The organism is Pseudomonas sp. H3_E04 (assembly GCF_054668915.1).
On record NZ_CP162797.1, the window covers coordinates 4809049 to 4834869 of the forward strand.

24 protein-coding genes are annotated in these 25821 nt (G+C 60.9%); 9 read left to right on the forward strand and 15 right to left on the reverse strand.

Features of this window, described 5'->3' with window-relative positions; translation table 11 throughout:
• Positions 1 to 58: 58 nt before the first annotated feature.
• The 6 genes from hutI (at position 59) to mdoH (ending at position 8407) form a co-directional block, all read left to right on the forward strand.
• On the forward strand, positions 59 to 1264 hold the full coding sequence (hutI, locus tag AB4N53_RS21710) for an imidazolonepropionase (RefSeq protein ID WP_460123122.1): 1206 nt from the start codon (positions 59 to 61) through the stop codon (positions 1262 to 1264).
• A gap of 10 nt (positions 1265 to 1274) precedes the next feature.
• Entirely contained in the window at positions 1275 to 2078 is an 804-nt protein-coding gene (gene hutG / locus AB4N53_RS21715; protein ID WP_460123125.1) for an N-formylglutamate deformylase, read from the forward strand.
• A 228-nt stretch (positions 2079 to 2306) separates the two neighbouring features.
• The gene (gene pip / locus AB4N53_RS21720; RefSeq protein ID WP_073471584.1) at positions 2307 to 3278 is read left to right on the forward strand and encodes a prolyl aminopeptidase; all 972 of its coding nucleotides are present in this window, start codon (positions 2307 to 2309) and stop codon (positions 3276 to 3278) included.
• On the forward strand, positions 3275 to 3712 hold the full coding sequence (gene dtd / locus AB4N53_RS21725; protein WP_460123128.1) for a D-aminoacyl-tRNA deacylase: 438 nt from the start codon (positions 3275 to 3277) through the stop codon (positions 3710 to 3712). The genes pip and dtd overlap by 4 nt, the downstream gene beginning before the upstream one ends.
• Positions 3713 to 4062: 350 nt before the next feature.
• A complete protein-coding gene (locus tag AB4N53_RS21730; RefSeq protein WP_460123131.1) occupies positions 4063 to 5844 on the forward strand; it encodes a glucan biosynthesis protein G in 1782 nt (593 codons plus the stop codon).
• Entirely contained in the window at positions 5837 to 8407 is a 2571-nt protein-coding gene (mdoH, locus tag AB4N53_RS21735; protein ID WP_460123134.1) for a glucans biosynthesis glucosyltransferase MdoH, read from the forward strand. The genes AB4N53_RS21730 and mdoH overlap by 8 nt, the downstream gene beginning before the upstream one ends.
• A gap of 1256 nt (positions 8408 to 9663) precedes the next feature.
• On the opposite strand, the gene AB4N53_RS21740 is transcribed toward mdoH, so the two are convergent.
• From AB4N53_RS21740 to ubiE, 10 genes are all read right to left on the reverse strand, one after another.
• Positions 9664 to 11580, reverse strand: a complete 1917-nt coding sequence (locus AB4N53_RS21740) for a methyl-accepting chemotaxis protein (protein WP_460123137.1) — start codon at positions 11578 to 11580, stop codon at positions 9664 to 9666.
• Positions 11581 to 11797: 217 nt separating this feature from the next.
• Positions 11798 to 12505 carry a 16S rRNA (uracil(1498)-N(3))-methyltransferase gene (locus AB4N53_RS21745; protein ID WP_460123140.1) on the reverse strand — a complete coding sequence of 236 codons (708 nt, stop codon included), beginning with the start codon at positions 12503 to 12505 and terminating at the stop codon, positions 11798 to 11800.
• Positions 12502 to 13293, reverse strand: a complete 792-nt coding sequence (gene tatC, locus AB4N53_RS21750; RefSeq protein ID WP_016772075.1) for a twin-arginine translocase subunit TatC — start codon at positions 13291 to 13293, stop codon at positions 12502 to 12504. The genes AB4N53_RS21745 and tatC overlap by 4 nt, the downstream gene beginning before the upstream one ends.
• Positions 13290 to 13754 (reverse strand): Sec-independent protein translocase protein TatB, encoded by a 465-nt coding sequence (tatB, locus tag AB4N53_RS21755; protein ID WP_460123143.1) that lies wholly within the window; start codon positions 13752 to 13754, stop codon positions 13290 to 13292. Before tatB ends, tatC begins: the two co-directional genes overlap by 4 nt.
• Before the next feature lie 10 nt (positions 13755 to 13764).
• Positions 13765 to 14046, reverse strand: a complete 282-nt coding sequence (locus AB4N53_RS21760; protein WP_016772073.1) for a twin-arginine translocase TatA/TatE family subunit — start codon at positions 14044 to 14046, stop codon at positions 13765 to 13767.
• 25 nt (positions 14047 to 14071) lie between these two features.
• Positions 14072 to 14404, reverse strand: coding sequence for a phosphoribosyl-ATP diphosphatase (locus tag AB4N53_RS21765; RefSeq protein ID WP_007909355.1), 333 nt, complete (start codon positions 14402 to 14404; stop codon positions 14072 to 14074).
• Positions 14397 to 14798 carry a phosphoribosyl-AMP cyclohydrolase gene (gene hisI / locus AB4N53_RS21770; protein WP_007909357.1) on the reverse strand — a complete coding sequence of 134 codons (402 nt, stop codon included), beginning with the start codon at positions 14796 to 14798 and terminating at the stop codon, positions 14397 to 14399. The genes AB4N53_RS21765 and hisI overlap by 8 nt, the downstream gene beginning before the upstream one ends.
• A 120-nt stretch (positions 14799 to 14918) precedes the next feature.
• Positions 14919 to 16523 (reverse strand): ubiquinone biosynthesis regulatory protein kinase UbiB, encoded by a 1605-nt coding sequence (gene ubiB / locus AB4N53_RS21775; RefSeq protein ID WP_460123147.1) that lies wholly within the window; start codon positions 16521 to 16523, stop codon positions 14919 to 14921.
• Complete coding sequence (locus AB4N53_RS21780) at positions 16520 to 17143, reverse strand: ubiquinone biosynthesis accessory factor UbiJ (RefSeq protein WP_016772070.1); 624 nt, start codon at positions 17141 to 17143, stop codon at positions 16520 to 16522. Before AB4N53_RS21780 ends, ubiB begins: the two co-directional genes overlap by 4 nt.
• Complete coding sequence (gene ubiE, locus AB4N53_RS21785) at positions 17143 to 17913, reverse strand: bifunctional demethylmenaquinone methyltransferase/2-methoxy-6-polyprenyl-1,4-benzoquinol methylase UbiE (RefSeq protein WP_016772069.1); 771 nt, start codon at positions 17911 to 17913, stop codon at positions 17143 to 17145. Before ubiE ends, AB4N53_RS21780 begins: the two co-directional genes overlap by 1 nt.
• A gap of 154 nt (positions 17914 to 18067) precedes the next feature.
• Here ubiE and AB4N53_RS21790 point away from each other — a divergent pair, with 154 nt between their 5' ends.
• The 3 genes from AB4N53_RS21790 to AB4N53_RS21800 all read left to right on the forward strand — a co-directional run bounded on the left by AB4N53_RS21790 (position 18068) and on the right by AB4N53_RS21800 (position 19912).
• Complete coding sequence (locus AB4N53_RS21790) at positions 18068 to 18343, forward strand: polyhydroxyalkanoic acid system family protein (RefSeq protein WP_056787308.1); 276 nt, start codon at positions 18068 to 18070, stop codon at positions 18341 to 18343.
• Positions 18344 to 18573: 230 nt separating this feature from the next.
• Positions 18574 to 18996, forward strand: coding sequence for a phasin family protein (locus tag AB4N53_RS21795; protein WP_076565216.1), 423 nt, complete (start codon positions 18574 to 18576; stop codon positions 18994 to 18996).
• A gap of 10 nt (positions 18997 to 19006) precedes the next feature.
• Positions 19007 to 19912 (forward strand): phasin family protein, encoded by a 906-nt coding sequence (locus AB4N53_RS21800; RefSeq protein WP_460123151.1) that lies wholly within the window; start codon positions 19007 to 19009, stop codon positions 19910 to 19912.
• A gap of 143 nt (positions 19913 to 20055) precedes the next feature.
• Here AB4N53_RS21800 and AB4N53_RS21805 read toward each other — a convergent pair whose 3' ends face one another.
• The 5 genes from AB4N53_RS21805 to AB4N53_RS21825 form a co-directional block, all read right to left on the reverse strand.
• Positions 20056 to 20676: a TetR/AcrR family transcriptional regulator gene (locus AB4N53_RS21805; protein ID WP_460123154.1), complete on the reverse strand. Its 621-nt coding sequence runs from the start codon at positions 20674 to 20676 to the stop codon at positions 20056 to 20058.
• 31 nt (positions 20677 to 20707) lie between these two features.
• Complete coding sequence (gene phaC / locus AB4N53_RS21810) at positions 20708 to 22390, reverse strand: class II poly(R)-hydroxyalkanoic acid synthase (RefSeq protein WP_460123156.1); 1683 nt, start codon at positions 22388 to 22390, stop codon at positions 20708 to 20710.
• A gap of 139 nt (positions 22391 to 22529) precedes the next feature.
• Positions 22530 to 23384, reverse strand: coding sequence for a poly(3-hydroxyalkanoate) depolymerase (phaZ, locus tag AB4N53_RS21815; protein WP_016772063.1), 855 nt, complete (start codon positions 23382 to 23384; stop codon positions 22530 to 22532).
• Positions 23385 to 23478: 94 nt separating this feature from the next.
• Positions 23479 to 25158: a class II poly(R)-hydroxyalkanoic acid synthase gene (gene phaC, locus AB4N53_RS21820; protein ID WP_039756663.1), complete on the reverse strand. Its 1680-nt coding sequence runs from the start codon at positions 25156 to 25158 to the stop codon at positions 23479 to 23481.
• A gap of 257 nt (positions 25159 to 25415) precedes the next feature.
• Positions 25416 to 25787 (reverse strand): gamma-butyrobetaine hydroxylase family protein, encoded by a 372-nt coding sequence (locus AB4N53_RS21825; protein ID WP_460123159.1) that lies wholly within the window; start codon positions 25785 to 25787, stop codon positions 25416 to 25418.
• Positions 25788 to 25821 lie beyond the last annotated feature (34 nt).

Here is a 25821-nt window from a genome sequence, read left to right on the forward strand (position 1 = left end):
TTCAACTGTGGGAGCGAGCCTGCTCGCGAATCGATTTTGAACAAGACGAGGAACCGGGATGAAAACCCTCTGGCAACACTGCCACGTCGCAACCATGGCCAACGGCGTCTATTCGATCATCGAGGATGCCGCGATCGTGACATCCGGCACGCTGATCGAGTGGATCGGCCCACGCACTCAATTGCCGTCCGGCGAATACCCGGCGGTCAATGATTTGCAGGGTGCTTGGGTCACTCCCGGTCTGATCGACTGCCACACCCACACCGTGTTCGGTGGCAACCGCAGCGGCGAGTTCGAGCAGCGTCTGCAAGGCGTCAGCTATGCCGAGATCGCCGCGCAGGGCGGCGGCATCGCCAGCACCGTGCGCGCCACCCGTGGAGCCACTGAAGACGAGTTGTTCGCCAGCGCCGCCAAGCGCTTGAAAAGTCTGATGCGCGACGGCGTGACCACGGTGGAAATGAAGTCCGGCTACGGTCTCGATCTGGTCAACGAGCGCAAGCTGCTGCGGGTCATCCGGCGCCTGGCCGAAGAGCTGCCGATCAGCGTCCGCAGCACTTGCCTGGCGGCGCACGCCTTGCCGCCGGAGTACAAGGATCGCGCCGACGATTACATCGACCTGGTCTGCGAGCAGATGCTCCCGGCACTTGCCGCCGAAGGTCTGGTCGACGCCGTGGATGCGTTCTGCGAATACCTGGCGTTTTCGCCGGAGCAGGTCGAGCGAGTCTTCGTCGCCGCGCAACAGCTCGGACTGCCGGTAAAGCTGCACGCCGAGCAATTGTCCTCGCTGCACGGCTCCAGCCTCGCCGCACGTTACAAAGCCTTGTCCGCCGATCACCTGGAATTCATGGATGAGGCCGACGTGATCGCCATGGCCGCCGCCGACACCGTCGCCGTCCTGCTGCCCGGCGCGTTCTACTTTCTGCGCGAAACCCAGCTGCCGCCGATGGACGCGCTGCGCAAGCACAAGGTCAAGATCGCTATCGCCAGCGACCTCAACCCCGGCACTTCGCCGGCACTGTCGTTGCGTCTGATGCTGAACATGGCTTGCACCTGCTTCCGCATGACCCCGGAAGAGGCCTTGGCCGGGGCGACGATTCATGCCGCGCAGGCACTGGGCATGGCGCAGACCCATGGCTCGCTGGAGGTTGGCAAGGTCGCCGACTTTGTCGCGTGGGACATCGAGCGTCCGGCGGATCTGGCCTATTGGCTCGGTGGCGATCTGGACAAGCGCGTCGTGCGTCACGGCGTTGAATCGAATTTCTAGGAGGGCGGTTGTGGACAAGGTTCTGAATTTCAAACAAGGCCGCGTGCCGCTGCTGATCAGCATGCCCCACGCCGGTGTGCGTCTGACCCCGGCGGTCGAGGCCGGGCTGATCCCCGCTGCGCAAAGCCTGCCGGACACCGATTGGCATATCCCGCAGCTCTACGACTTTGCCGAGGAACTGGGCGCCAGCACCCTGGCTGCCGAGTATTCGCGTTTCGTCATCGACCTCAACCGGCCGTCCGACGACAAGCCGTTGTATGCCGGGGCGACCACCGGGTTGTATCCGGCGACGCTGTTCGACGGCATCCCGTTGTTTCAGGAAGGTCTGGAACCTTCGAAAGAGGAGCGCGTGACTTACCTGGAGCAGATCTGGACGCCGTACCATCGCACCTTGCAGCAAGAACTGGCGCGGCTGAAAGCCGAATTCGGCTACGCGCTGCTATTCGATGCGCACTCGATCCGCTCGATCATCCCGCACCTGTTCGACGGCAAGTTGCCGGACTTCAACCTCGGCACCTTCAATGGCGCCAGTTGTGATCCGCAATTGGCCAGTCAGCTGGAAACGATTTGCGCGGGGCACGAACAGTTCACCCATGTGCTCAATGGCCGCTTCAAGGGCGGACACATCACCCGCCAGTACGGCGCCCCGGCGCAGGACATCCACGCCGTGCAGCTGGAACTGTGCCAGTCCACCTACATGGAAGAGTTCGAACCGTTCCGCTACCGCGCCGACCTGGCCGAACCGACGCGGGTGGTGCTCGGGGAATTGCTGCAGGGCTATCTGGCCTGGGCAAGATCTCACTACAGCGCATAACTGCCCCTGTGGGAGCGGGCTTGCTCGCGAAGGCGGTGTATCAGTCACTGTTTTTATCGACTGACAAGGCCCCTTCGCGAGCAAGCCCGCTCCCACAGGGTGATGCGTGGCGAAAAAATTGCGAGTGACCTGGAACATGCTCATTGACGCAAATCGGGTTTATGATGCCCAACGGCAGAATAATACGAGTCCCCCCAGGGATGACCTCGACCCCTTACGGAGCGCGCAATGCAGACTTTGTTTCCGCAGATCAAACCCCACGCCCGGCACGATCTGGCTGTCGATGACACCCATACGCTGTACGTCGATGAAAGCGGCTCGCCGGAGGGATTGCCGGTGGTGTTCATCCACGGTGGCCCCGGCGCCGGCTGCGACGCCCAGAGCCGACGCTATTTCGATCCGAATCTGTATCGCATCGTCACCTTCGACCAGCGCGGCTGCGGTCGCTCCACGCCGCACGCGAGCCTGGAAAACAACACCACCTGGGATCTGGTCGAGGATCTTGAGCGCATCCGCAAACACCTGGGCATCGAAAAATGGGTGTTGTTCGGCGGCTCCTGGGGCTCGACCCTGGCGCTGGCCTACGCGCAAACCCACCCGGAGCGGGTCCATGGTCTGATTCTGCGCGGGATCTTTCTCTGCCGTCCGCAGGAAATCGAGTGGTTCTATCAGGCCGGCGCCAGCCGTCTGTTCCCCGATTACTGGCAGGACTACATCGCGCCGATCCCGCTGGACGAGCGCGACGACCTGCTCAACGCTTTCCACAAACGCCTGACCGGCAACGACCAGATCGCCCAGATGCATGCGGCCAAGGCGTGGTCGACCTGGGAAGGGCGCACCGCGACCCTGCGCCCTAATCCGCTGGTGGTCGATCGTTTCTCCGAGCCGCAGCGCGCATTGTCGATTGCGCGGATCGAATGCCACTACTTCACCAACAACGCCTTCCTTGAGCCGAACCAGCTGATCCGCGACATGGGCAAGATCGCTCATCTGCCAGGGGTGATCATTCACGGTCGCTATGACGTGATTTGCCCGCTCGACAACGCCTGGGAATTGCATCAGGCCTGGCCGAACAGCGAATTGCAGGTGATCCGCGACGCCGGCCACGCCGCCTCCGAGCCGGGCATCACCGATGCGCTGGTGCGCGCCGCGAGCAAAATGGCCCAGCGCCTGCTCGACCTGCCACTCGAAGAAGCATGAAGGCGCTGTTACAGCGCGTACGTGGTGCGCGGGTTGAAGTCGCTGGCGAGGTAGTCGGCGCGGTCGATCAGGGTTTGCTCGTGCTGGTTGCGGTAGAACCCGACGACACGCGTACCAGCGCCGACAAACTTCTGCATAAGCTGCTTAACTATCGGGTATTCAGTGACGCCGAGGGCAAGATGAATCTGTCCCTGGCGGATGTGGGTGGCGGGTTGCTGCTGGTCTCTCAGTTCACACTTGCCGCCGACACCAAAAGCGGCCTGCGCCCGAGCTTTTCCACGGCCGCACCGCCGGCACTGGGTAAGGAATTGTTCGACTATTTATTGAGCCAGGCGAAACAGGTGCATGGCACTGTGGCATCAGGTAGATTCGGCGCCGACATGCAGGTGCACCTGGTCAACGATGGCCCGGTTACCTTTTTGTTACAGACATGACAGTGCCTGAAACACCTTTTTCGGAAATTTCGACTGTTTTTAGGCTGTTTTCGCGATAAATACTTTGTTACCCCTGATGCGTTGTCATCCGGGCTACTAGATAATCGCGCGCTGCGGGGATCGACATTCGTTGATCCGTTTTGACTTAGGTAGAGACTTGTCTGGATCCGATTGGGGAATCATTTTGCCCCGGCGGAGTCGGAACAATGCTCGCCAACTTGGCAAGGGTGCCCTGAAAGGTCGGTTTTTTACTGCCGAAAACCCTACAGGCACTTCATCTGGCCGTTGGTTTATTGATCTGTTTTCGGCGAGGGTTGCTCGTGATTGTTAGTCCCTGTAATGCAGCAAAAATGTCTGCCAAACGCATGCGAAGTGCTCTGGTAGCGGGTTCGGCGCTCCTGTGCCTGCTCAGCGCCGGTCAGCTTTGGGCGTTCAATCTTGACGACGTATCGGCCAAGGCCAAAGAGCTGGCCGGGCAGAAGTTCGAAGCCCCGCGCAGCAACCTGCCGAACGAATTCCGCGAAATGAAGTTCGCGGACTACCAGAAGATCCGCTTCCTCACAGAAAAGGCTGAGTGGGCCGATCAGAAGACGCCGTTCAAGCTCTCCTTCTATCACCAGGGTATGCACTTCGATACGCCGGTGAAAATCAACGAGATCACCGCGAATACCGTCTCGGAGATCAAATACGATCCGAGCCGCTTCGATTTCGGCGACCTGAAATTCGATCCGAAAGCCACCGAACAACTGGGCTACGCCGGTTTCCGTGTGCTGTATCCGATCAACAAGGCCGACAAGCAAGACGAAATCATGACCATGCTCGGCGCGAGTTACTTCCGCGTCGTCGGCAAGGGCCATACCTATGGTCTGTCGGCCCGTGGTCTGGCGATCGATACCGCGCTGCCGTCGGGTGAAGAGTTCCCGCGTTTTCGCGAGTTCTGGATTCAGCAGCCAAAGCCGGGCGACAAGCACCTGGTGATCTTCGCTCTGCTCGATTCGCCGCGTGCCACCGGTGCCTACCGTCTGATCCTGCGTCCGGGCAGCGACACCATCGTCGACGTCAAGGCGCAGATGTTCCTGCGTGACAAGGTCGGCAAACTCGGCATCGCGCCGCTGACCAGCATGTTCCTGTTCGGCGCCAACCAGCCGTCGAAGGTCCTCAACTACCGTCGTGAACTGCACGACTCCAGCGGTCTGTCGATCCATGCCGGCAATGGCGAGTGGATCTGGCGTCCATTGAACAACCCGAAACATCTGGCCGTGAGCAACTTCAGCGTCGAGAACCCGCGTGGTTTCGGTCTGCTGCAGCGTGGCCGTGACTTCAGCCACTACGAAGACCTCGACGACCGCTACGACAAGCGCCCAAGTGCCTGGATCGAGCCGAAGGGCGAGTGGGGCAAGGGCACTGTCGATCTGGTAGAGATCCCGACCGCTGACGAAACCAACGACAACATCGTTGCGTTCTGGAGCCCGGAAAAAATGCCGGAGCCAGGCCAGCCGCTGGACTTCGCCTACCGCATGCACTGGACCATGGACGAAGCAGCCATCCATGCGCCGGACAGCGCCTGGGTGGCGCAGACCCTGCGTTCGACCGGCGACGTCAAACAATCGAACCTGATCCGTCAGCCGGATGGCAGCGTGGCCTATCTGGTCGACTTCGAAGGCCCGTCGCTGGCGGCCCTGACGCCGGATGCCGACGTGCGCAGTCAGGTCAGCGTCGGCGACAACGCCGAGCTGGTCGAGAACAGCGTGCGCTACAACCCGGAAACCAAGGGCTGGCGTTTGACCCTGCGGATGAAGATCAAGGACCCGAGCAAGGCAACCGAAATGCGTGCCGCCCTGGTTCAGCCAGTGGTCACCGCGGATCTGGGCAAATCGGTGCCGGCGTCCAATTCGTCGGTCGCCAAGGCCGACAAGGTGGCCGCCAAGCAACAGGAAAAACTCGACAAGGAAGCCAAGGCCGCCGAAGCCAAACAGGCTGAAGCCAAGCCTGCAGCCGACGCCAAGGACAAGGCCAACAAAGACGCCAAGCAGCCAGTCGCTGCCGACGCGGCCCCAGCCACACCGGAATCGGCGCCGACTGAAGAAGTCCTGACCGAGACCTGGAGCTATCAGTTGCCTGCCGATGAGTAATTCACCAGTACAGCCAGAGACTCTGTCCGAGTATCTGGCGCATCTGCCGATGACCGACGAGCAACGCGCGGAACTCGCGGGTTGCCAGTCGTTCAGCGAGCTGCATGAACGCCTGTCGTCCTCGACCTTCGATGCCCCTGCCGAAGCCGCCCAGGCTTCGGTGGGCAAGCGTCTGACCCTGAGCACTGCCGAAGAACTGGCCGAAGCGGAAATGCTGGTGCTCGACGCCAGTGGCCGGGTCAGCCTCAAGGCGACCCCGCCGATCCGCCGTACCAAGGTCGTGCCGGAGCCATGGCGCACCAATATTCTGGTGCGTGGCTGGCGCCGTCTGACCGGTCGCACCAACCCGCCGCAGCCGCCAAAGGACGCCAATGTCCTGCCGGCCGCGCGCTGGCGCACCGTCGGTTCGATCCGCCGCTATATCCTGTTGTTGCTGATGCTCGGCCAGACCATCGTTGCCGGCTGGTATATGAAAGGCATCATGCCGTACCAGGGCTGGTCGTTCGTCGATCTGGAAGAAGTCCTGCATCAGCCGCTGCTGCAAACCGCCACGCAAGTGCTGCCGTACGCGTTGCAAACCAGCATCCTGATTCTGTTCGGGATTCTGTTCTGCTGGGTCTCGGCCGGTTTCTGGACCGCGCTGATGGGCTTCCTCGAGCTGCTTACTGGCCACGATAAATACCGTATCTCCGGGAAAAGCGCCGGTAACGAGCCGATTCCGAAAGATGCGCGTACGGCGCTGGTAATGCCGATCTGCAACGAAGACGTGCCGCGTGTATTCGCCGGTCTGCGGGCGACGTTCGAATCGGTCGCCGCCACCGGTGATCTGGATCGCTTCGACTTTTTCGTGCTCAGCGACAGTAACGACACCGATATCTGCGTCGCCGAGCAACAGGCCTGGCTGGATGTCTGCCGCGAAGCCAAGGGCTTTGGCAAGATCTTCTATCGCCGTCGCCGCCGTCGCGTGAAGCGCAAGAGCGGCAACCTTGACGACTTCTGCCGTCGTTGGGGCGGTGACTACAAGTACATGGTCGTGCTCGACGCCGACTCCGTGATGAGTGGCGAGTGCCTGACCAGTCTGGTGCGCCTGATGGAAGCGACGCCGGACGCCGGGATCATCCAGACCGCGCCGCGTGCGTCGGGCATGGACACCCTGTATGCGCGTATGCAGCAGTTCGCCACCCGCGTGTACGGCCCGCTGTTTACCGCTGGTCTGCACTTCTGGCAGTTGGGTGAATCCCACTACTGGGGTCACAACGCGATCATCCGCATGAAGCCGTTCATCGACCACTGCGCCCTGGCGCCGTTGCCGGGCAAGGGCGCGTTCTCCGGTGCGATTCTTTCCCACGACTTCGTTGAAGCTGCGCTGATGCGCCGTGCCGGCTGGGGCGTGTGGATTGCCTACGACTTGCCGGGCAGTTACGAAGAGCTGCCGCCGAACCTGCTCGACGAGCTCAAGCGTGACCGTCGCTGGTGCCACGGCAACCTGATGAACTTCCGTCTGTTCCTGGTCAAGGGCATGCACCCGGTGCACCGCGCGGTGTTCCTGACCGGCGTGATGTCTTACCTGTCAGCGCCGTTGTGGTTCTTCTTCCTGGTGTTGTCGACCGCGCTGCTGGCGGTGAACACGCTGATGGAGCCGCAGTACTTCCTCGAACCGCGCCAGCTCTATCCGCTGTGGCCACAATGGCACCCGGACAAGGCCATCGCGCTGTTCTCGACGACCATCGTGCTGCTGTTCCTGCCGAAGCTGTTGAGCATCATCCTGATCTGGGCCAAGGGCGCGAAAGAGTTCGGCGGCAAGTTCAAGGTGACCCTGTCGATGCTGCTGGAGATGCTGTTCTCCATGCTGCTGGCGCCGGTGCGGATGATTTTCCACACGCGCTTCGTCCTCGCCGCGTTCCTCGGCTGGGCCGCGACCTGGAATTCGCCGCAGCGTGACGACGACTCGACGCCGTGGAGCGAAGCTCTCAAGCGCCACGGCCCGCAGACGTTGCTGGGCTTCTTGTGGGCGCTGCTGGTGATCTGGCTGAACCCGAGCTTCCTCTGGTGGCTGGTGCCGATCGTCGGTTCGCTGATGCTGTCGATCCCGGTATCGGTGATCTCCAGCCGTGTCGGCCTCGGTCTGAAGACCCGTGACGAGAGCCTGTTCCTCATCCCCGAGGAATACAATCCGCCACAGGCTTTGCTGGCAACCGATCAGTACACCCATGAGAACCGTTATCACGCCCTCAACGACGGCTTCGTCCGCGCCGTGGTCGATCCACAGCAGAACGCCCTGGCGTGCTCGCTGGCGACCTCGCGTCACGGCCAGGCCGAGCCGATCGAGTGGCTGCGTCAGGAACGTGTGCGACACGCGATCAAGGTCGGCCCGGCCGGGCTCAACAACCATGATCGTCTGCAACTGCTGAGCGATCCTGTCGCACTGGCACGCCTGCATGAGCAGGTCTGGGCCGAAGGTCACGCCGAGTGGCTGGACGCCTGGCGCGCGTCGGTGAAAGCCGATCCGCATGCGCCGTTGCTGCCGCTGCGACCGGTGAGCCTGCAGGCTCAGCCGGCCTGATGAGAAAACCCCGCTGATTCAGCGGGGTTTTTTTATGTCCGCTGTCGATCTGCGAAAAAATCCCGATCAAACCTTGTACAAAAAAACCAGCGCATAGCATCCGTCGCCGAATTGGCGCGCCCGTTAACTACGACGCGCAAACCGCGCCGCTGCCTTCGCGAGCAGGCTCGCTCCCACAGGGAAACGCATTCCAAGGTGGGAGCGAGCCTGCTCGCGAATGGCATCACCTCGGTTACAGGCGAACCGAGGTTGTGCATCAACTCAGACTTTGAAACGGCCTACCAGCATCTGCAGATGCGTGCCCAATCGGGCCAGTTCAACGCTGGACGCAGCGGTCTCCCAGAGGGAAACGCATTCCAAGGTGGGAGCGAGCCTGCTCGCGAATGGCATCACCTCGGTTCCAGGCGAACCGAGGTTGTGCATCGACTCAGACTTTGAACCGGCCCACCAGCATCTGCAGATGCGTGCCCAATCGCGCCAGTTCAACGCTGGTCGCAGCGGTCTCCCACAGGGAAACGCATTCCAAGGTGGGAGCGAGCCTGCTCGCGAATGCCATCACTTCGGTTCCAGGCGAACCGAGGTTGTGCATCGACTCAGACTTTGAACCGGCCCACCAGCATCTGCAGATGCGTGCCCAATCGCGCCAGTTCAACGCTGGACGCAGCGGTCTCCCAGAGGGAAACGCATTCCAAGGTGGGAGCGAGCCTGCTCGCGAATGCCATCACCTCGGTTCCAGGCGAACCGAGGTTGTGCATCGACTCAGACTTTGAACCGGCCTACCAGCATCTGCAAATGCGTGCCCAGTCGCGCCAGTTCAACGCTGGTCGCAGCGGTCTCCCACAGGGCAACGCATTCCAAGGTGGGAGCGAGCCTGCTCGCGAATGCCATCACCTCGGTTCCAGGCGAACCGAGGTTGTGCATCGACTCAGACTTTGAACCGGCCTACCAGCATCTGCAAATGCGTGCCCAGTCGCGCCAGTTCACGCTGGACGCAGCGGTCTCCCAGAGGGAAACGCATTCCAAGGTGGGAGCGAGCCTGCTCGCGAATGGCATCACCTCGGTTACAGGCGAACCGAGGTTGTGCATCAACTCAGACTTTGAAACGGCCTACCAGCATCTGCAGATGCGTGCCCAGTCGCGCCAGTTCAACGCTGGACGCAGCGGTCTCCCAGAGGGAAACGCATTCCAAGGTGGGAGCGAGCCTGCTCGCGAATGGCATGACCTCGGTTCCAGGCGAACCGAGGTTGTGCATCGACTCAGACTTTGAACCGGCCCACCAGCATCTGCAAATGCGTGCCCAGTCGCGCCAGTTCAACGCTGGACGCAGCGGTCTCTTCACTCGCCGCCGAGGTCTGATCGGACACATCGCGCACGTTGAGCACGCTGCGGTTGATCTCTTCGGCCACGGCGCTCTGCTGCTCGGCAGCAGCGGCAATCTGCTGGTTCATCGCCTGGATCGCCGAGACGGTGCGGGTAATGCTCTCCAGTGAGCCACCGGCGCGCCGGGTCAGCTCGACGCTGCTGTCGGTCAGGCTGCGGCTGTTGTCCATGATGGTCGCCACTTGCTGGGTGCCGTTTTGCAGGCCGACGATCAGCTCTTCGATCTCTTCCGTGGATTTCTGCGTGCGCTGGGCGAGGCTGCGGACTTCGTCGGCAACCACGGCGAACCCACGTCCGGCTTCCCCGGCGCGGGCCGCTTCGATGGCGGCGTTGAGAGCCAGCAGGTTGGTTTGCTGGGCCACCGACTTGATCACATCGAGGACGCTGCCGATCTTGTCGCTTTCACGCTTGAGCTCGCCCATGGCTTCGGTGGAGTGGCTGACCTCAAGCGCCAGACGTTCGATCTGCGCGATGGCTTCGCCGACGACCTTGTCGCCTTCACGGGCCTGTTGGTCGGCGGCGACGGCGGCTTCCGAAGCTTCTTCAGCGTTGCGTGCGACTTCCTGCACGGTGGCGGCCATCTCATTCATGGCGGTGGCGACCTGATCAGTCTCGACCTTCTGATTGTTGACCCCGGCGCTGGTCTGCTCGGTCACCGCCGAGAGTTCTTCGGCGGCGCTGGCGATCTGCGTGACGCCGTCGCTGATGCCGCCGATCAATTCGCGCAGGCCTTGGGTCATGCTTTGCATCGAGCGCTGCAACTGGCCAAGTTCGTCGCGACGCAGGGACACCAGGTTGTGGGTCAGGTCGCCGGCGGCCACGCGTTCGGCGACTTTCAGGGTCTGGGTCAGCGGAATGATGATTTGCCGGGTGATCGCCCAAGCGGCAATCAGACCGAAGGCCAGTGCCAGCGCAGTGGCGACCAGCAGCATGTTCTTGGCATGGGCAGCATCGGTGTCGCGCACCACGGTTTGCGATTCAGTGAGCTTCTTGCTGGCCGCGATCAGGATGTCGCCCTGAGCCGACATGTTGGCCAGTGCGGCGGTGTTCTTGACCTGTGAATCACGGAACTGAGCGACGGCGGCGCGATAGGCCTTGAGCGAGTCGGTGGCCTGCTGCAGGTTGGCGATGTGCTGCTCTGGCACTCGGGTCGGCAGGCTCTCGAGATTTTTCAGGGCGTTGTCGATGGCGGTCAGCGCCGGTTGCTCGGCATCGGCCTTGCCGCTGTAGGTGTAACCGCGCACCTGATAGCGCGCCTGCTGCAACAGTTTGCTCAGCTCGATGACAGCGTTGTACTGCGCAACGCTGTCGCCTTGCAGCAGCGCACTTTCGACTTCGCCGACCTTGGCCACAGCATTGTCAGCGTTGGCGCCAAGCTTGCTGCGCGCATCTTCACGCTGGACGGTGGCCTGGGTCATTTCGCCGAAAGCGCGTTTGTATTCGGCGACCGCAGCAAGCTGTTGGTCCACCATCGCCACATCGGACGGCTGCTCGATCATGCCGCGTGCCGATTGCAGGCCGCTCTCGAGTTGGTTGAGGTATCCATTGACCGCGCCCGGGCCCTGTTCGCCACGGCGCATGTCGTAGTCCATGCGCGCCAGGCGCAGGTCCTTGGTCAACTCGTTGAGGCTGGAAATGAAGCCGAGCTTGTCGCCACGGCTGATGATGCCGCTCATGCCGGTCCAGCCGGTGAAAGTGATCAACAGCGTCAGCAATAGCACCAGGCCGAAACCGATGCCCAGCTTGCGTTTGACGCTGACGTTTCCAAGACTCTCGGCTAACCAACGGTACATGCGACCACTCCCTTCGGACCACTTAATTGGACTTATAGGAGTTGTATCGGCTGGGTGATGGCAATCTGTAACGCCACTTGTCCGCGCCCGTAGGAGCTTGTAGGAGCCTGTAGGAGCTGACGAGTGCAACGAGGCTGCGCGATCCTTTGATCTTGCTTCTAAAACAAAATCAAAAGATCGCAGCCTTCGGCAGCTCCTACACGGAACCTGTGTCGGGTTAGAAAAGGCGTGCGAGCAGGGCGGTGACGGCGGTTTCGACGCGCAGGATGCGCTCGCCCAGTTGCACCGGTTGCAGGCCGGATTTGGCCAGCAGATCGATTTCGTAAGGAATCCAACCACCCTCGGGGCCGATGGCCAGCGTCACTGGCTCGTTCAGCGCACGAGGGCAGGGCGGGAAGTTGCCAGGATGGCCGACCAGGCCGAGGGTGCCCTCGCTGATCGCTGGCAGTCGATCTTCAACGAAAGGCTTGAAGCGCTTCTCGATGACGATTTGCGGCAACACCGTATCGCGAGCCTGTTCGAGCCCGAGGATCAACTGCTCACGAATCGCTTCCGGCTCCAGAAATGGCGTCTGCCAGAAGCTTTTTTCGACGCGATAGCTGTTGACCAGAACCACCTTGGCCACACCCATGGTCGCGACAGTCTGGAACACTCGGCGGAGCATTTTCGGCCGGGGCAATGCCAGCACTAGAGTCAGCGGCAACTTGGCCGGCGGTGGCTGGTCGAGGCTGACACGCAGCTCCGCTTCGCCCGCTTCCAGACGCAGCAACTCGGCCGAACCCATCAACCCGTTGATGCGCCCGACGCGCAGGCTGTCGCCGACTTCCGAGCGATGCACTTCCTGCATGTGGGTCAGACGGCGATCACGCAGGATCACGCGGTCCGCCGCAATGAAATCGGCCTCTTCGAGCAGCAGCAGGTTCATGCCTGGGTCGCTGGCGGCTGGTCGTTGTGGTCGTCGGCTGGTGTTTCGTCCGGGCGTTCGCGCTTGCTGACCAGCGCGCCGAAGAGGATGCCGATTTCGAACAGCATCCACATCGGCACGGCCAGCAGGGTCTGCGAAAAGATGTCCGGCGGAGTGAGGATCATGCCGACCACGAAGCAGCCGATGATCACGTACGGGCGGATCTTCTTCAGGTATTTGACGTCGACTACGCCGATCCACACCAGCAGCACTACCGCCACCGGAATCTCGAACGCCACGCCGAAGGCGAAGAACAGCGTCATGACGAAATCGAGGTAGCTGGCGATGTCGGTCATCATCTCCACGCCGGCCGGTGTAGCGGCGGCGAAGAACTTGAAGATCAGCGGAAAGACGAAGTAATAGGCGAACGCCATGCCGATGTAGAACAGCAGGATGCTGGAGATCAGCAGCGGCACCGCGACGCGTTTTTCATGCTTGTACAGGCCCGGCGCGATAAAGCCCCAGATCTGATGCAGGATCACTGGAATCGCGAGGAACAGCGAAACCATCATGGTCAGCTTCAGCGGCGTCAGGAACGGCGACGACACGTCTGTGGCGATCATCGTCGCGCCGACCGGCAGGTACTGGCGCAGCGGCGTCGAGACGAAGGTGTAGATCTGCTGGGTAAACGCGAACAGCCCGGCAAAGATAATGAAGATCGCCGCCACGCAACGCAGCAGACGGGTGCGCAACTCGGTGAGGTGCGATACCAGCGGCATGTGCTGGTCGTTTTCGGGGAGATCGCTCATGGGGCTCGCGGCGGCAGTGTAGGGTCTTGAGGCGCTGGTGTAGCCGGCGCGGCGGAGGGCGCTACGTGTTCAACCGATGTGTTCGCAGTAACCGGCGCCGGTCCTGGCGGTGTTACAGCTGGTGCAGGTGCAGGTGCAGGTGCAGGTGCAGTCGGAGCGGCAGCGCTGTGAATCGTCTGCTCGCCCACATGCTCAGGCGGCGTCGGCTCCTGCTGGTTCGGATTGAAAATCTTCCGCGCCTCTTGCTCCAGCGACAGAATATGTTCGTTGTGCAGTTGCCGACGGATCTCGTCGGCACCGATCTCACGTTCAACTTCCTGTTTGATCGCGTTGAAGCTGCGCTTCAGACGGCCGACCCACAGACCGGCGGTGCGCGCAGCGCCCGGCAGACGCTCGGGGCCGAGCACCAGCAGGGCTACGAGGCCGACGAGCAGCAGTTCAGAGAAGCTGATACCAAACATTAGTCAGTGCTCACACGTCTTTGCGGATCGGCTCTTCGACTTTCTGCGCCTGCACGTCAATGGTGTGCGGCGGGTTGGCCTGAGCGGTGGTTTGCGGCTGCACCGGCGGCACTGGCTGGGCCGGCGGGGTCACGCTCGGCTCGGCCGGTTTTTCGTCGTCGTTCATGGCTTTGCGGAAGCCCTTGATCGATTCGCCAACGTCGGTGCCGAGGTTTTTCAGTTTCTTGGTACCGAACACCAGCACCACGACAATCAGAATGACGACCCAGTGTTTCCAGTCAAAAATGCCCATGTGGCGATTCCTCTCTAAAAGTTGTTCAGGCGGACGGACGCGAGGCTTTCTCGACGTGTCCGGACAGGCCGAAGCGACGATCCAGTTCATCCAGCACGGCCTGCGGATGCTGTCCCAGTTGGGCGAGCATGACCATGCTGTGGAACCACAGGTCGGCGGTCTCGTAGATCACATCACTGCAATCGCCGCTGATGGCGGCATCCTTGGCGGCAATAATGGTTTCGACCGACTCTTCGCCGACTTTCTCCAGAATCTTGTTCAGCCCCTTGTGATACAGGCTGGCGACATACGAACTGTCGGCGGCTGCGCCTTTGCGCTCTTCGAGCACTTCGGCCAGACGGGTGAGTGTGTCACTCATGTTTGTGTCCTGCGGAATAGATAGCGTGCGGGTCTTTCAGAACCGGGTCGACCGTTTTCCAGTCACCGTTTTCGAAGACCCGGTAAAAGCAGCTTTGACGGCCGGTATGGCAGGCGATGTCGCCGATCTGTTCAACCATCAGGATGATCACGTCGGCGTCACAGTCCAGACGCATTTCATGCAGGGTCTGCACATGGCCGGACTCTTCGCCCTTGCGCCACAGCTTGCCACGGGAACGTGACCAGTAGATTGCACGATTTTCCGCAGCGGTCAGTTCCAGCGCTTCGCGGTTCATCCAGGCCATCATCAATACGCGCCCGGTCTTGTGATCCTGGGCAATCGCCGGCACCAGGCCGTCAGCGTCCCACTTGATCTCGTCCAGCCAGTTTTTCATCTTCAATTCCTGAAAAGCAGCTTCGAGTTTCAAGCTTCAAGCTGCAAGTAAAAGCAGGTTGCGGTGTTGCTGTGTCGTCAAGCTTGCAGCGGGCAGCTTATAACTTGCAGCTGATTCGTGCTATCGGCGAACGACCAGATACAAACCGACCGCGATCATGATTCCGGCGGGCCAGTGCGACCAATCGGTCAACGGACCACCCGCTGCGAGGATCGCGCCGCCGGCCAGATGCGCGCAGCCGAGCAGGCGCAGGAACCAGTCGTCCTTGCGTTTGCGCCACGGCGGCGGTGGGTCTTTGGCATGGGGTTGCGACATGCGTTCGAGCAGATCGCGGGCCATGTTCGACAAGTGCGGAATCTGCTCCAGCTGGCTCTGCACGTTGCCCAGCAGGGCTTTCGGGCTGACGCGTTCGCGCATCCAGCGTTCGAGAAACGGCTGCGCGGTGTTCCACAGATCCAGATCCGGATACAGCTGACGGCCGAGGCCTTCGATATTCAGCAGAGTCTTTTGCAGCAGAACAAGCTGCGGCTGCACTTCCATGTTGAAGCGCCGTGCGGTCTGGAACAGGCGCATCAGCACCTGGCCAAATGAAATATCTTTTAACGGTTTTTCGAAGATCGGTTCGCACACCGTACGGATCGCCGCTTCGAATTCGTTGAGTTTGGTTTCCGCCGGCACCCAGCCCGAATCGATGTGCAACTGCGCGACCCGGCGGTAGTCACGCTTGAAGAAGGCGAACAGGTTGCGCGCCAGATAATCCTGGTCTTCCGGGGTCAGGCTGCCGACGATGCCGCAGTCGATCGCGATGTACTGCGGGCTCCACGGATTGACCGTGCTGACAAAGATGTTGCCCGGGTGCATGTCGGCGTGGAAGAAACTGTCGCGGAACACCTGAGTGAAGAAAATCTCCACGCCGCGTTCGGCGAGCATTTTCATGTCGGTGCGCTGGTCGGCAAGGGTCGCCAGATCGGTGACCTGGATGCCGTAGATGCGCTCCATCACCAGCACTTTCGGCCGGCACCAGTCCCAATAGACTTGCGGTACATAAAGCAGTTGCGAGCCCTCGAAGTTGCGGCGCAACTGGCTGGCGTTGGCCGCCTCGCGCAACAGATCGAGTTCGTCGTAAATGGTCTTTTCGTAATCCTGCACCACGTCCACCGGGTGCAGCAGGCGCGCATCAGCGGAGAATTTTTCGGCGGCGCGAGCAAGGATGAACAGCCACGCCAGATCCTGCGCGATGACCGGCTTCAGACCCGGGCGAATGACCTTGACCACGACTTCTTCGCCGCTTTTCAGCTGCGCCGCATGCACTTGCGCCACCGAGGCCGAGGCCAGCGGGGCGACGTCGAAACGGCTGAACACTTCGCTGATTTTCTTGCCAAGCTGTTCTTCGATCAGCTTGATCGACACCTGCGAATCGAACGGTGGCACGCGGTCCTGCAGCAGCATCAGCTCATCGGCGATGTCTTCCGGCAGCAGGTCGCGGCGGGTCGAAAGAATCTGCCCGAACTTGATGAAGATCGGCCCCAGATCCTGCAACGCCAGGCGCAAGCGCGCGCCACGGTTGAGTTCCAGCGGCTTGCGCGGCAGCCAGCGCCACGGCAGCAAAAAGCGCACGGCCAGGAGAAACCAGGGCAGCGGCAGATCGAACAGCAGGTCATCGAGGCGGTAGCGGATCACGACGCGCTGGATGCGCAACAGACGGCGGACGGCAAGCAGCTTCATGCGTTATCGCTTGGGTCGAGGGATCGGGAAAGGCGCTCGAAACGCGCCTCGAGTCGTTCCAGATCGAGTTTGATCCGGTCCAGTTCGCTGAATCGCGCTTCGGCTTCGCGTTGCCCGACGAGGGTGCGCGATTCTTCGGCGAGGTATTCGGCAAGATTCTGGTTGAGGCTGGCAAATCCTTGTTGATACCAGCGCGCGCGGCTGCGCAGATGGCCACCGAGCAGCTGCGTGGCGACCGGGCCGAGCCAGCGCGAGAGCTCATACTCCCAGTCCAGCTCGAGGTCTTGCAGCACGCCGGCCAGTTCCAGCAACACGCCGCTGTCGCCATCGAGCTCGACTTCGGGTGCGTGCAGCACCGCGGTCTTGTCTTTGCTCAGGGCCAGTTTCACCAGGCTCGAGGCCGGTGCGCGCAACGTGCAATCGACATCCGCTGCCCACTGCGAAGCCAGCATCAGGCCTTCGTCACTGGGCAGTATGAACAATTGCAGCGCCGGGCTGCGGCAGTCGACGGCAATCACCTTGCCGGTCAAATGCGCCAGGCGCGGCAGCGCCGTGCTGTCGAGACGCAGCACCCGGTTAAGACCGAGTTCGACGCTGGCGAGCAGCCCGGTGAGCAACATCAGGGCTTGATGCCGCGGTGCAGGGCGACGATGCCTGCGGTCATGTTGTGATAGGTCACGCGGTCGAAACCGGCCTCGACCATCATCGACTTCAGGGTTTCCTGATTCGGGTGCATGCGGATCGATTCGGCCAGGTAACGATAGCTTTCCGAATCGTTGGTGATCAGCTTGCCCATCAGCGGCATGAAGGCGAACGAGTAGGCGTCGTAGGCTTTCGACATCAGCGCGTTGGTCGGCTTGGAAAACTCCAGCACCAGCAGGCGTCCGCCGGGCTTGAGCACGCGCAGCATCGAACGCAACGCGTCTTCCTTGTGCGTGACGTTGCGCAGACCGAAAGCGATGGTCACGCAGTCGAAATGGTTGTCCGGGAACGGCAGTTTTTCCGCGTCGGCCTGGACGAATTCGACGTTGCCGGCAACGCCGAGATCGAGCAGGCGATCACGGCCGACCTTGAGCATCGATTCGTTGATGTCGGCCAGCACGACCTGGCCGGTCGGGCCGACGAGGTTCGAGAACTTGCGGGTCAGGTCGCCGGTGCCACCGGCGATGTCGAGCACGCGGTTGCCGCTGCGCACGCCGGAAAGCTCGATCGCGAAACGCTTCCACAGACGGTGCATGCCGCCCGACAGAAGGTCGTTCATCAGGTCGTATTTTGCGGCTACGGAATGGAAAACCTCAGCGACTTTTTCCGCTTTCTGGCTTTCCGGAACGTTTTTGAAGCCGAAGTGAGTGGTGGGTTCGGCATCGCTGCCTTTGCGCTGATCAGTCATATCGCTGTCACCAAAAGAGAATGCGCGACATTCTAATCCCCAAGCCATGCTTTGTCTTGGAATGGCTAAAGGTAAGATGGGCAACCTTCGGGACGATTTGCCGCAGATGCGGTCAAGATTCAACGTCAGCCATTCAATCATCAGGAGTCATTCCATGGCCAAAATCAGTGTTGAGCGCGCCCACACCCTGGGCAAGGAAGCCGCCCGCGAGAAGGCCGACAAACTGGCCAAAAAGCTCAATGAACAATACGGCCTGGAGCCGCAATGGTCGGGCGATACCCTGAACCTCAAGCGCTCCGGCGTGAAAGGCGAAGTGCATGTGGCGGACGACTCGATCCGGGTCGACGTCGAACTGGGCCTGATGATGTCGGCCATGAGCGGCATGATCAAAGCCGAGATCGAGAAAGCCCTCGACAAAGCCCTGGCCTGATTTTCAGGTTGAAATCCAATCCCCTGTGGGAGCGAGCCTGCTCGCGAAAGCGGTCTTTCAGTCAAATTATCAGTGACTGACAAACCGCTTTCGCGAGCAGGCTCGCTCCCACATTTGTTTAGAGTTGCTCCCGCTGGTTAGGGTGCCCTTTCTAATTTTTCTGCCTACTTTGTGCCTGAGCCCGACACTCGTCCGGCAGTTCCTCAAACCTTCTGCGCGTGAGGTGCACCATGGCCAAAGTCATTTTGAAGAAAAAAATCGACGCTCCGACTTCCACTCTGAGCGACGTCAAATCCTATGCCCGCAAGATCTGGCTGGCAGGCCTGGGCGCCTACACCAAGGTCGGCCAGGAGGGCAGCGAGTACTTTCAAGAGCTCGTCGCCGCCGGTCAAACTGTTGAAAAGAAAGGCAAAAAAGCCGTCAGTGAAAAACTCCATGCGGCCAACGCCGAGATCGATGACGCGGCCACTCAGGTCAGCTCGTTCAAGGGTCGCGTTGAAGTTCAGCTCGACAAGGTCGAGAAGGCCTTCGACAACCGTGTGGCCAGCGCCTTGAATCGGATCGGCATTCCGTCTAAACATGACGTTGAGGCACTCTCTGCTAAGCTCGATGAGCTGACGGCATTGCTCGAACGCGTCGCGCGAAAATCTTAAGGAGAACGGGATGGCTGGCAAAAAGAACACCGATAAAGAAAGCAGCTCGTGGGTCGGGAAGGTCGAGTCCTACTCCCGCAAAATCTGGCTGGCTGGTTTAGGCGTGTACTCGAAGATCGACACTGACGGCAGCAAACTCTTCGATGCATTGGTCAAAGACGGCGAGAAAGCCGAGAAGCTCACCAAGACTGCCGTCGGCAAGAAAGTCGAGGACTCGACCTCTTCGGCCAAGTCGCGCATCAGCGGCGTGAAAGACCGCGCCATGGGCAAGTGGGATGAGCTGGAAGGCGCGTTCGACAAGCGTCTGAACAGCGCGATTTCGCGCCTGGGTGTACCGAGCCGCAACGAGGTCAAGGCACTCAACGCCAAGGTCGACACGCTGACCAAACAGATCGAAAAACTCACCGGTCTGAAAGCTCAGCCCGTAGCGGCGAAAACCGCTGCGGCGAAGCCTGCCACTAAAACTGCAGCGGCCAAACCAGCGGCGAAAACCGCAGCCAAGCCACTGGCCAAAGCGGCGGCAAAACCTGCTGCGAAAGCTGCGACCAAAACTGCAGCCGCCAAGCCTGCGACCAAAGCTACCGCCAAACCGGTTGCCGCCAAAGCCGCTGCGAAACCGGCGGCCAAGTCAGCAGCAAAACCTGCAACCAAAACTGCAGCGAAACCAGCGGCCAAGCCAGCGGCGAAAACCGCTGCCGCCAAACCTGCTGCGAAGCCTGCGGCCAAACCGGCTGCGGCGAAAAAGCCGGCAGTGAAAAAACCGGCCGCGCCGAAAGCCGCTGCGCCGAAACCGGCCGCCGCGCCATCAACGGCTCCAACAGCTCCGGCCAACGCGGCAAACTCCGCTGCGGCACCTACGGCAGCCGCTACCCCGACTGCGGCATCGACACCGTCGACGCCATCCAGTCAGTCCTGATTTCAGGGCAAATCAAAAACGCCCGGCCTGTGAAGGTCGGGCTTTTTTTTGAAGATTAAAAGATCGCAGCCTTCGGCAGCTCCTACAGGGGAACGCATTTCAAATGTAGGAGCTGCCGAAGGCTGCGATCTTTTGATTTTGGGTCAGTCGTGATCCTCAAGGTATTGCAGGGCCATCCGCTCTGTCGCCACCTTCACTGGCGGTAACAAATGCGGCGCCACCAGCATCATGATCTGATAAACCACCAAGCGAACCTCGCCCTCACGATCGAGAATCCGCTGGTAATCCAGCGAGAACAGCAACGTCATGGTCACCTGCTCCACCAGTTGACCCAATGCCTGGGTATCGCTGACCAGTTGCCCCGAAGCCTTCAGTCCTGCCAGCAGCGACGCCAGCGTGCGCTTCAGCGCATTGAGCAGATTGCGAATCCCCTTGGCCAGTTTCGGCAGGCGTCCGGCGAGGTTCGACAGGTCCTGGAACAGGAACCGGTATTGCGCCAGTCGCTCAACGATCAAATGCAGAAACAGCCAGTAATCCTCCGGCGCCAGTTCAACGTCCGGCGGCGGGTCGAGCAGGGGGGCGAGTTCGTGCTGGAAGCGTTCGAACAGACCGAGAATCAGCGGTTCCTTGCCGTGAAAGTGGTAGTAGAGATTGCCCGGGCTGATCCCCATTTCGTTGGCCACCTCCATGGTGGACACGTTCGGCTCGCCCTTTTCATTGAACAGTTGCAGTGCACATTCGAGAATCCGGTCGCGGGTTTTCATCCAGTCTTCTTAGCAAAAAATCGGTTGAGCTTCAGCGCACATGCACATAGGTGCCGGGTGCCGCTTCCATCGGTGGATAGTTCGGATTGCCGAGGGTGGTGCGTGTTTCGTGCAGGGCGCCGGAGCGCTGCGCGACCCACTCCAGCCACTGCGGCCACCAACTGCCGTCGACATGTTTTGCATCGTAGTACCAGGCACGCGGGTCGCTGCTCAGCTTGGCGTTTTCGACATAGGCGGCTTTCGGGTTGCTCGGCGGATTGAGGATGCTCTGCACGTGGCCGCTGTTGGACAGCACGAAACGTCGCTCGCCACCGAGCAACAGGGTCGAGCGATACACCGCGTCCCACGGCGTGATGTGGTCGTTCATGCCGGCGACGCTGAAGCTGTCGACGTTGACCTTCTGCAGGTCGATCGGCGTGCCGCAGACTTCGAGGCCGCCAGCGTGGGTCAGCGGGTTGTGCTTGAAGAAATCCAGCAGATCGCCGTGCAGCGCCGCCGGCAGGCGTGTGTTGTCGTTGTTCCAGTAGAGGATGTCGAAGGCTGGCGGCTCTTTGCCCAGCAGGTAGTTGTTGACGAAGTAACTCCAGATCAAATCGTTGGGGCGCATCCAGGCGAAGACCTTGGCCATGTCGCGACCGTCGAGTACGCCCCGCTGGTACGAGCGCCGCTTGGCCGCTTCCAGTGTTTGCTCATCGGCGAACAGCGTGGCCGGGGTTTCGATCTGGCTGTCGAGCAGGCTGACCAGGTACGTCGCGCTGGCGACCCGGCGCAGTTGCCGTTTGGCCTGCAAATGCCCTTGCAGGGCGGCGATGGTCAGGCCGCCGGCGCAGGCGCCCATCAGGTTCACTTCACGCGCGCCGGTAATCGCCCGGCAGATGTTCATCGCTTCTTCGACCGCTTCGACGTAACTCGACAGGCCCCACTCGCGATGGCGCACATCAGGATTGCGCCAACTGATCATGAAGGTCTGCAGGCTGTTTTTCAGGGCGTACTGGACGAAGCTGTTCTGCGGGCTCAGGTCGAAGATGTAGTACTTGTTGATTTGCGGCGGCACCACCAGCAGCGGTTTGGCGTACTGCTTTTCGCTCATCGATTTGTACTGGATCAGCTCGAACATTTCATTGCGAAACACCACCGATCCGCTGGTGGTCGCCACGGTCTTGCCGACCTCGAACGCCTGCCTGGTCACTTGCCGGGGCAGGCCGTCGTTGTGCAGCAGATCATCAAACAAATGGCTCAGGCCACGCACCAGACTCTGCCCGCCGGAATTGAACAACTCCTTGACCGCCAGCGGATTGAGCAGCGTGTTGGATGGCGCTACGGCGTCATTGAGCAGGGTGAAAGCGAAGTGCGCACGGGCACGATCTTCAGGGCTCATGTCGCCTTCATCGATCCAGCTCTTGACCTGTTTCTGCCAGGCCAGATACGCCTGCAGGCTGCGCCGGTAGAACGGGTTGAGGCTCCACGCCGGATCGGCGAAGCGGCTGTCGTGCGGGTTGGTCGGGTGCAGGGTTTCGCCGAGCAGCACGCGGCCCAACTGTCCGCCAAGCTTCAGCGCATGCTTTGCGCTGTGCAACGGATTGCGCAAGCCGTGGGCGGCGACGCTGCGCAGTGTCGACAGCAGATCCCTGCCACGCAGACCGGCGATCGCACTCTGGGCGTTGATAAACACGGCGGGGCTGGGCACCACGCCCGTCGCTGGTTTTTCGCGCATGACTCAACACTCCTTCGTCTCAGGGCAAAAACACACTCACCGAACCAGAACACCATAGACGCTGTTACCGGTTGCTGCCTGCGCGGCGTCCTGCCGCGCGCTTGATTTGAAAAGTGCTGCATAAAGCAGGCCGCCGCGATCAGCCGCCGAGCGGGGTCGGATGCGGGTGCATGACTGCGCGCAGACGCTCCTCTTCGAGAAACTTCATGATGATCGGCGCCACTGCTTCGGCGCGGGTAATCAGGAACAGATGGCCGTCATCGATGATGTGCAGCTGCGCGTTGGGAATGCGCCAGGCGAGCATGCGCATGTTGATCAGCGGGATCAGTGGGTCGTCATCGCCGGCCAGCACCAGCGTTGGCTGATGGATCTTGTGCAGCCAGTGGATGCTGGTCCAGCCGAGGCCTGCGAACAGCTGCCAGTAGTAACCGAGCTTGCCCGCCGAGCGCACTTTCGCCGCATGGCTGGCAGCCAGCGTCGGGTCGCGGCGGAACGAGCCGCCGTAGATCATCGGCGCGATGCGAATCACATGGGATGGCTGAATGTAGCGGCGCGGGCTGGCCATCATCCACAGCACTTTCGGTTTGCCCGGGACCATCACCGCACCGGCCGCAGTGGCCGCCAGTACCAGTTTCTTGCAGCGCTCGGGGTAGTCGTAGGCGAACTGCTGCGCCAGGGCGCCGCCCCACGACACGCCGATCACATTGACCTGACCGTAGTCGAGATAGTCGAGCATCCGCGCCGTCAGTTTGGCCAGGCCGGGGAAGCGATACGGCCGGTTCGGCGTCGACGAGCCGCCCACACCGGGCACGTCGAAGGCGATCACTTCCAGATCCGGGTCGAGCGCCGCGACAAACGGAAACACCAGCTCCAGGTTGGCGCCGATGCCGTTGAAAATCAGCAGAGGCGTCAAATGAGGCTTGCCGGGACGCACCGCCGTGCGGAGGGTCTGGCCATCCAGGTCGACGGTGCGGAATATGAACGGTTGCGGCATGGGTCAAACCCTTCGGGTCAGTTGGGAGCAGCTGCAAGCCGCAAGCTTCAAGCAGAACCCGCTCAGCTTGTCGCTCGCAGCTTGAAACTTGCCGCTATCTCTCATGTACATAAGTGCCCGGCGAAGCCTCGCCTGCCGGGTACGCTTTGTTGCCCAGTTTCGTCGGGGCCTTTTTCAGGTTGCCCGAGCGCTCGGCCAGCCATGCCTGCCAGTACAGCCACCAGGAATCGGTGTGCTTGGTCGAGTTTTCCTGCCAGTCATCAGCAGTGGCGGCCATCTCTTCACCGGTCATGTAGCGCGACTTCGGATTGCCCGGCGGGTTGAGGATGCTCTGGATATGGCCGCTGCTCGACAGCACGAATTCGACTTTGCCGCCGAACAGTTGCGCCGACTTGTAGCAGGACTTCCATGGCGTGATGTGATCGTTGGTGCCGGCCAGCGAGAAGATGTCGGCGGTGACCTGCTTGAGGTCGATCGGCGTGCCGCACACTTCCAGTGCATTGGGGCGGATCAGTGGATTGTTTTTGAACATCTCGATCAGGTCGCCGTGGAACGCAGCGGGCAGGCGAGTGGTGTCGTTGTTCCAGAACAGGATGTCGAACACCGGCGGCTCGTTGCCGAGCAGGTAGTTGTTGACCCAGTAGTTCCAGATCAGATCGTTGGGGCGCATCCAGGCGAAGACCTTGGCCATGTCTTTGCCTTCGAGCACCCCGGCCTGGTAGGAGTGGCGCTTGGCGGTCTCCAGAGTCTGCTCATCGACGAACAGGGCGACGTCGCTGTCCAGGGTGGTGTCGAGCACGCTGACCAGCAGGGTGAGGGCGTTGACCTTGTTCTGGCCGAGCGCGGCGTAGTGGCCGAGCAGGGCGGTGCAGGTGATGCCGCCGGAGCAGGCGCCGAGCATGTTCACATCTTTGCTGCCGGTAATAGCGGTGACCACGTCGACGGCTTCTTTCAGCGCTTCGATGTAGGTCGACAGCCCCCATTCACGCTGGGCCTTGGTCGGGTTGCGCCAACTGATGATGAAGGTCGGCACGTTGTTGCGCAGGCAGAAGCGCGCCAGGCTCTTGTCCGGGCTCAAATCGAAAACGTAGAACTTGTTGATCTGCGGCGGCACTACCAGCAGCGGGCGCTCGTGGACCTGCTCGGTGATCGGCCGGTACTGGATCAGCTCTAGTACGTCGTTGCGGAACACCACCGCACCTTCGGTGACGCCCAGGCTCTTGCCGACCTCGAATGCGCCCATGTTGACCTGGCTCGGCATGCCGCCGTTGTGCACCAGATCCTTGGCCAGATGCGAGAGACCATCGAGCAGGCTTTTGCCGCCGGTTTCGAAGAAGCGTTTGACCGCCGCCGGATTGGCCGCCGTATTGGTCGGCGCCATGGCTTCGGTCATCAGGTTGATGACGAAGTGGCCGCGAGCGATGTCTTTGGGGGACAGGCTGCTATCGTCGATCCAGGCATGCAGTTCCTTGCGCCAGGCCAGATAGGTTTGCAGATAACGTTTGTACAGCGGGTTCTGGCTCCACGCCGGATCGGCAAAACGACGATCGTCGCCGGCCGGTTGCAGCGCCGATTTACCCAGCAGCACATTCTTCAGCTCGAGGCCGAAATGGGTCACGTGCCTGACGCTGTGAATCGGTTGTCTGATGGCCTGTTTCAGCACCATTCGAGCAGAGGCCAGCAGATCCTTTCCGCGCAGCCCGACGACGGGGTTAAGTCCCAGAGTGTTTTCCGAGGCTTGGTACTTCAGGTCATCGTTATTCTTGTCACTCATCTACGACGCTCCATTGTCCTGAGACGAGTACCCGGTTTCACGCTGTCGCTTCCACAGCCAATGCCGGGTACTACTGCTCGGGTGACCGTTGATTCTGCATAGCTGCTTTACAGTCGTAGAGCACTGCAGGGAACTTGCCAGCTCCATTGGTTACCCGAGTTTAATTTTTTTCGCAAGCGGCCCATCCTGGGCTGCGTGAGCGGAGCATTCAAACAGATGAAGTTAGAAAATGCCCTCTAAAGAGCAAGAGCCACGGCCTAGAGCATCAGCTTGACGAACGACTCGTTCGGATCGCGGGATTTTCCGGCAGCGCGCAGCTCGGCAAGATAATCGTCCCAGAGTTCGTTCTGGCGCTTGCCGAGTTCGTAGAGGTATTGCCAGGTGAACAGGCCGCTGTCATGACCGTCGTCGAAGGTCAGTTTCAGTGCGTAGTGACCGGCGGGTTCCAGCTTGCTCAGACCCACGTTGAGCTTGCCGAATTGCAGGATCGGTTTGCCGTGGCCCTGGACCTCGGCGGAGGGAGAGTGCACGCGCAGAAACTCGGCGGACAGAGTGAACTCCTCGCCGGACGCGTAAGTGAGCGTCAGGGTTTTCGAGGCTTTGTGCAGTTTGATGTCGGTGGGAATCATGAAAAACAGCCTTTAGCTGCAAGCTACAAGTTGC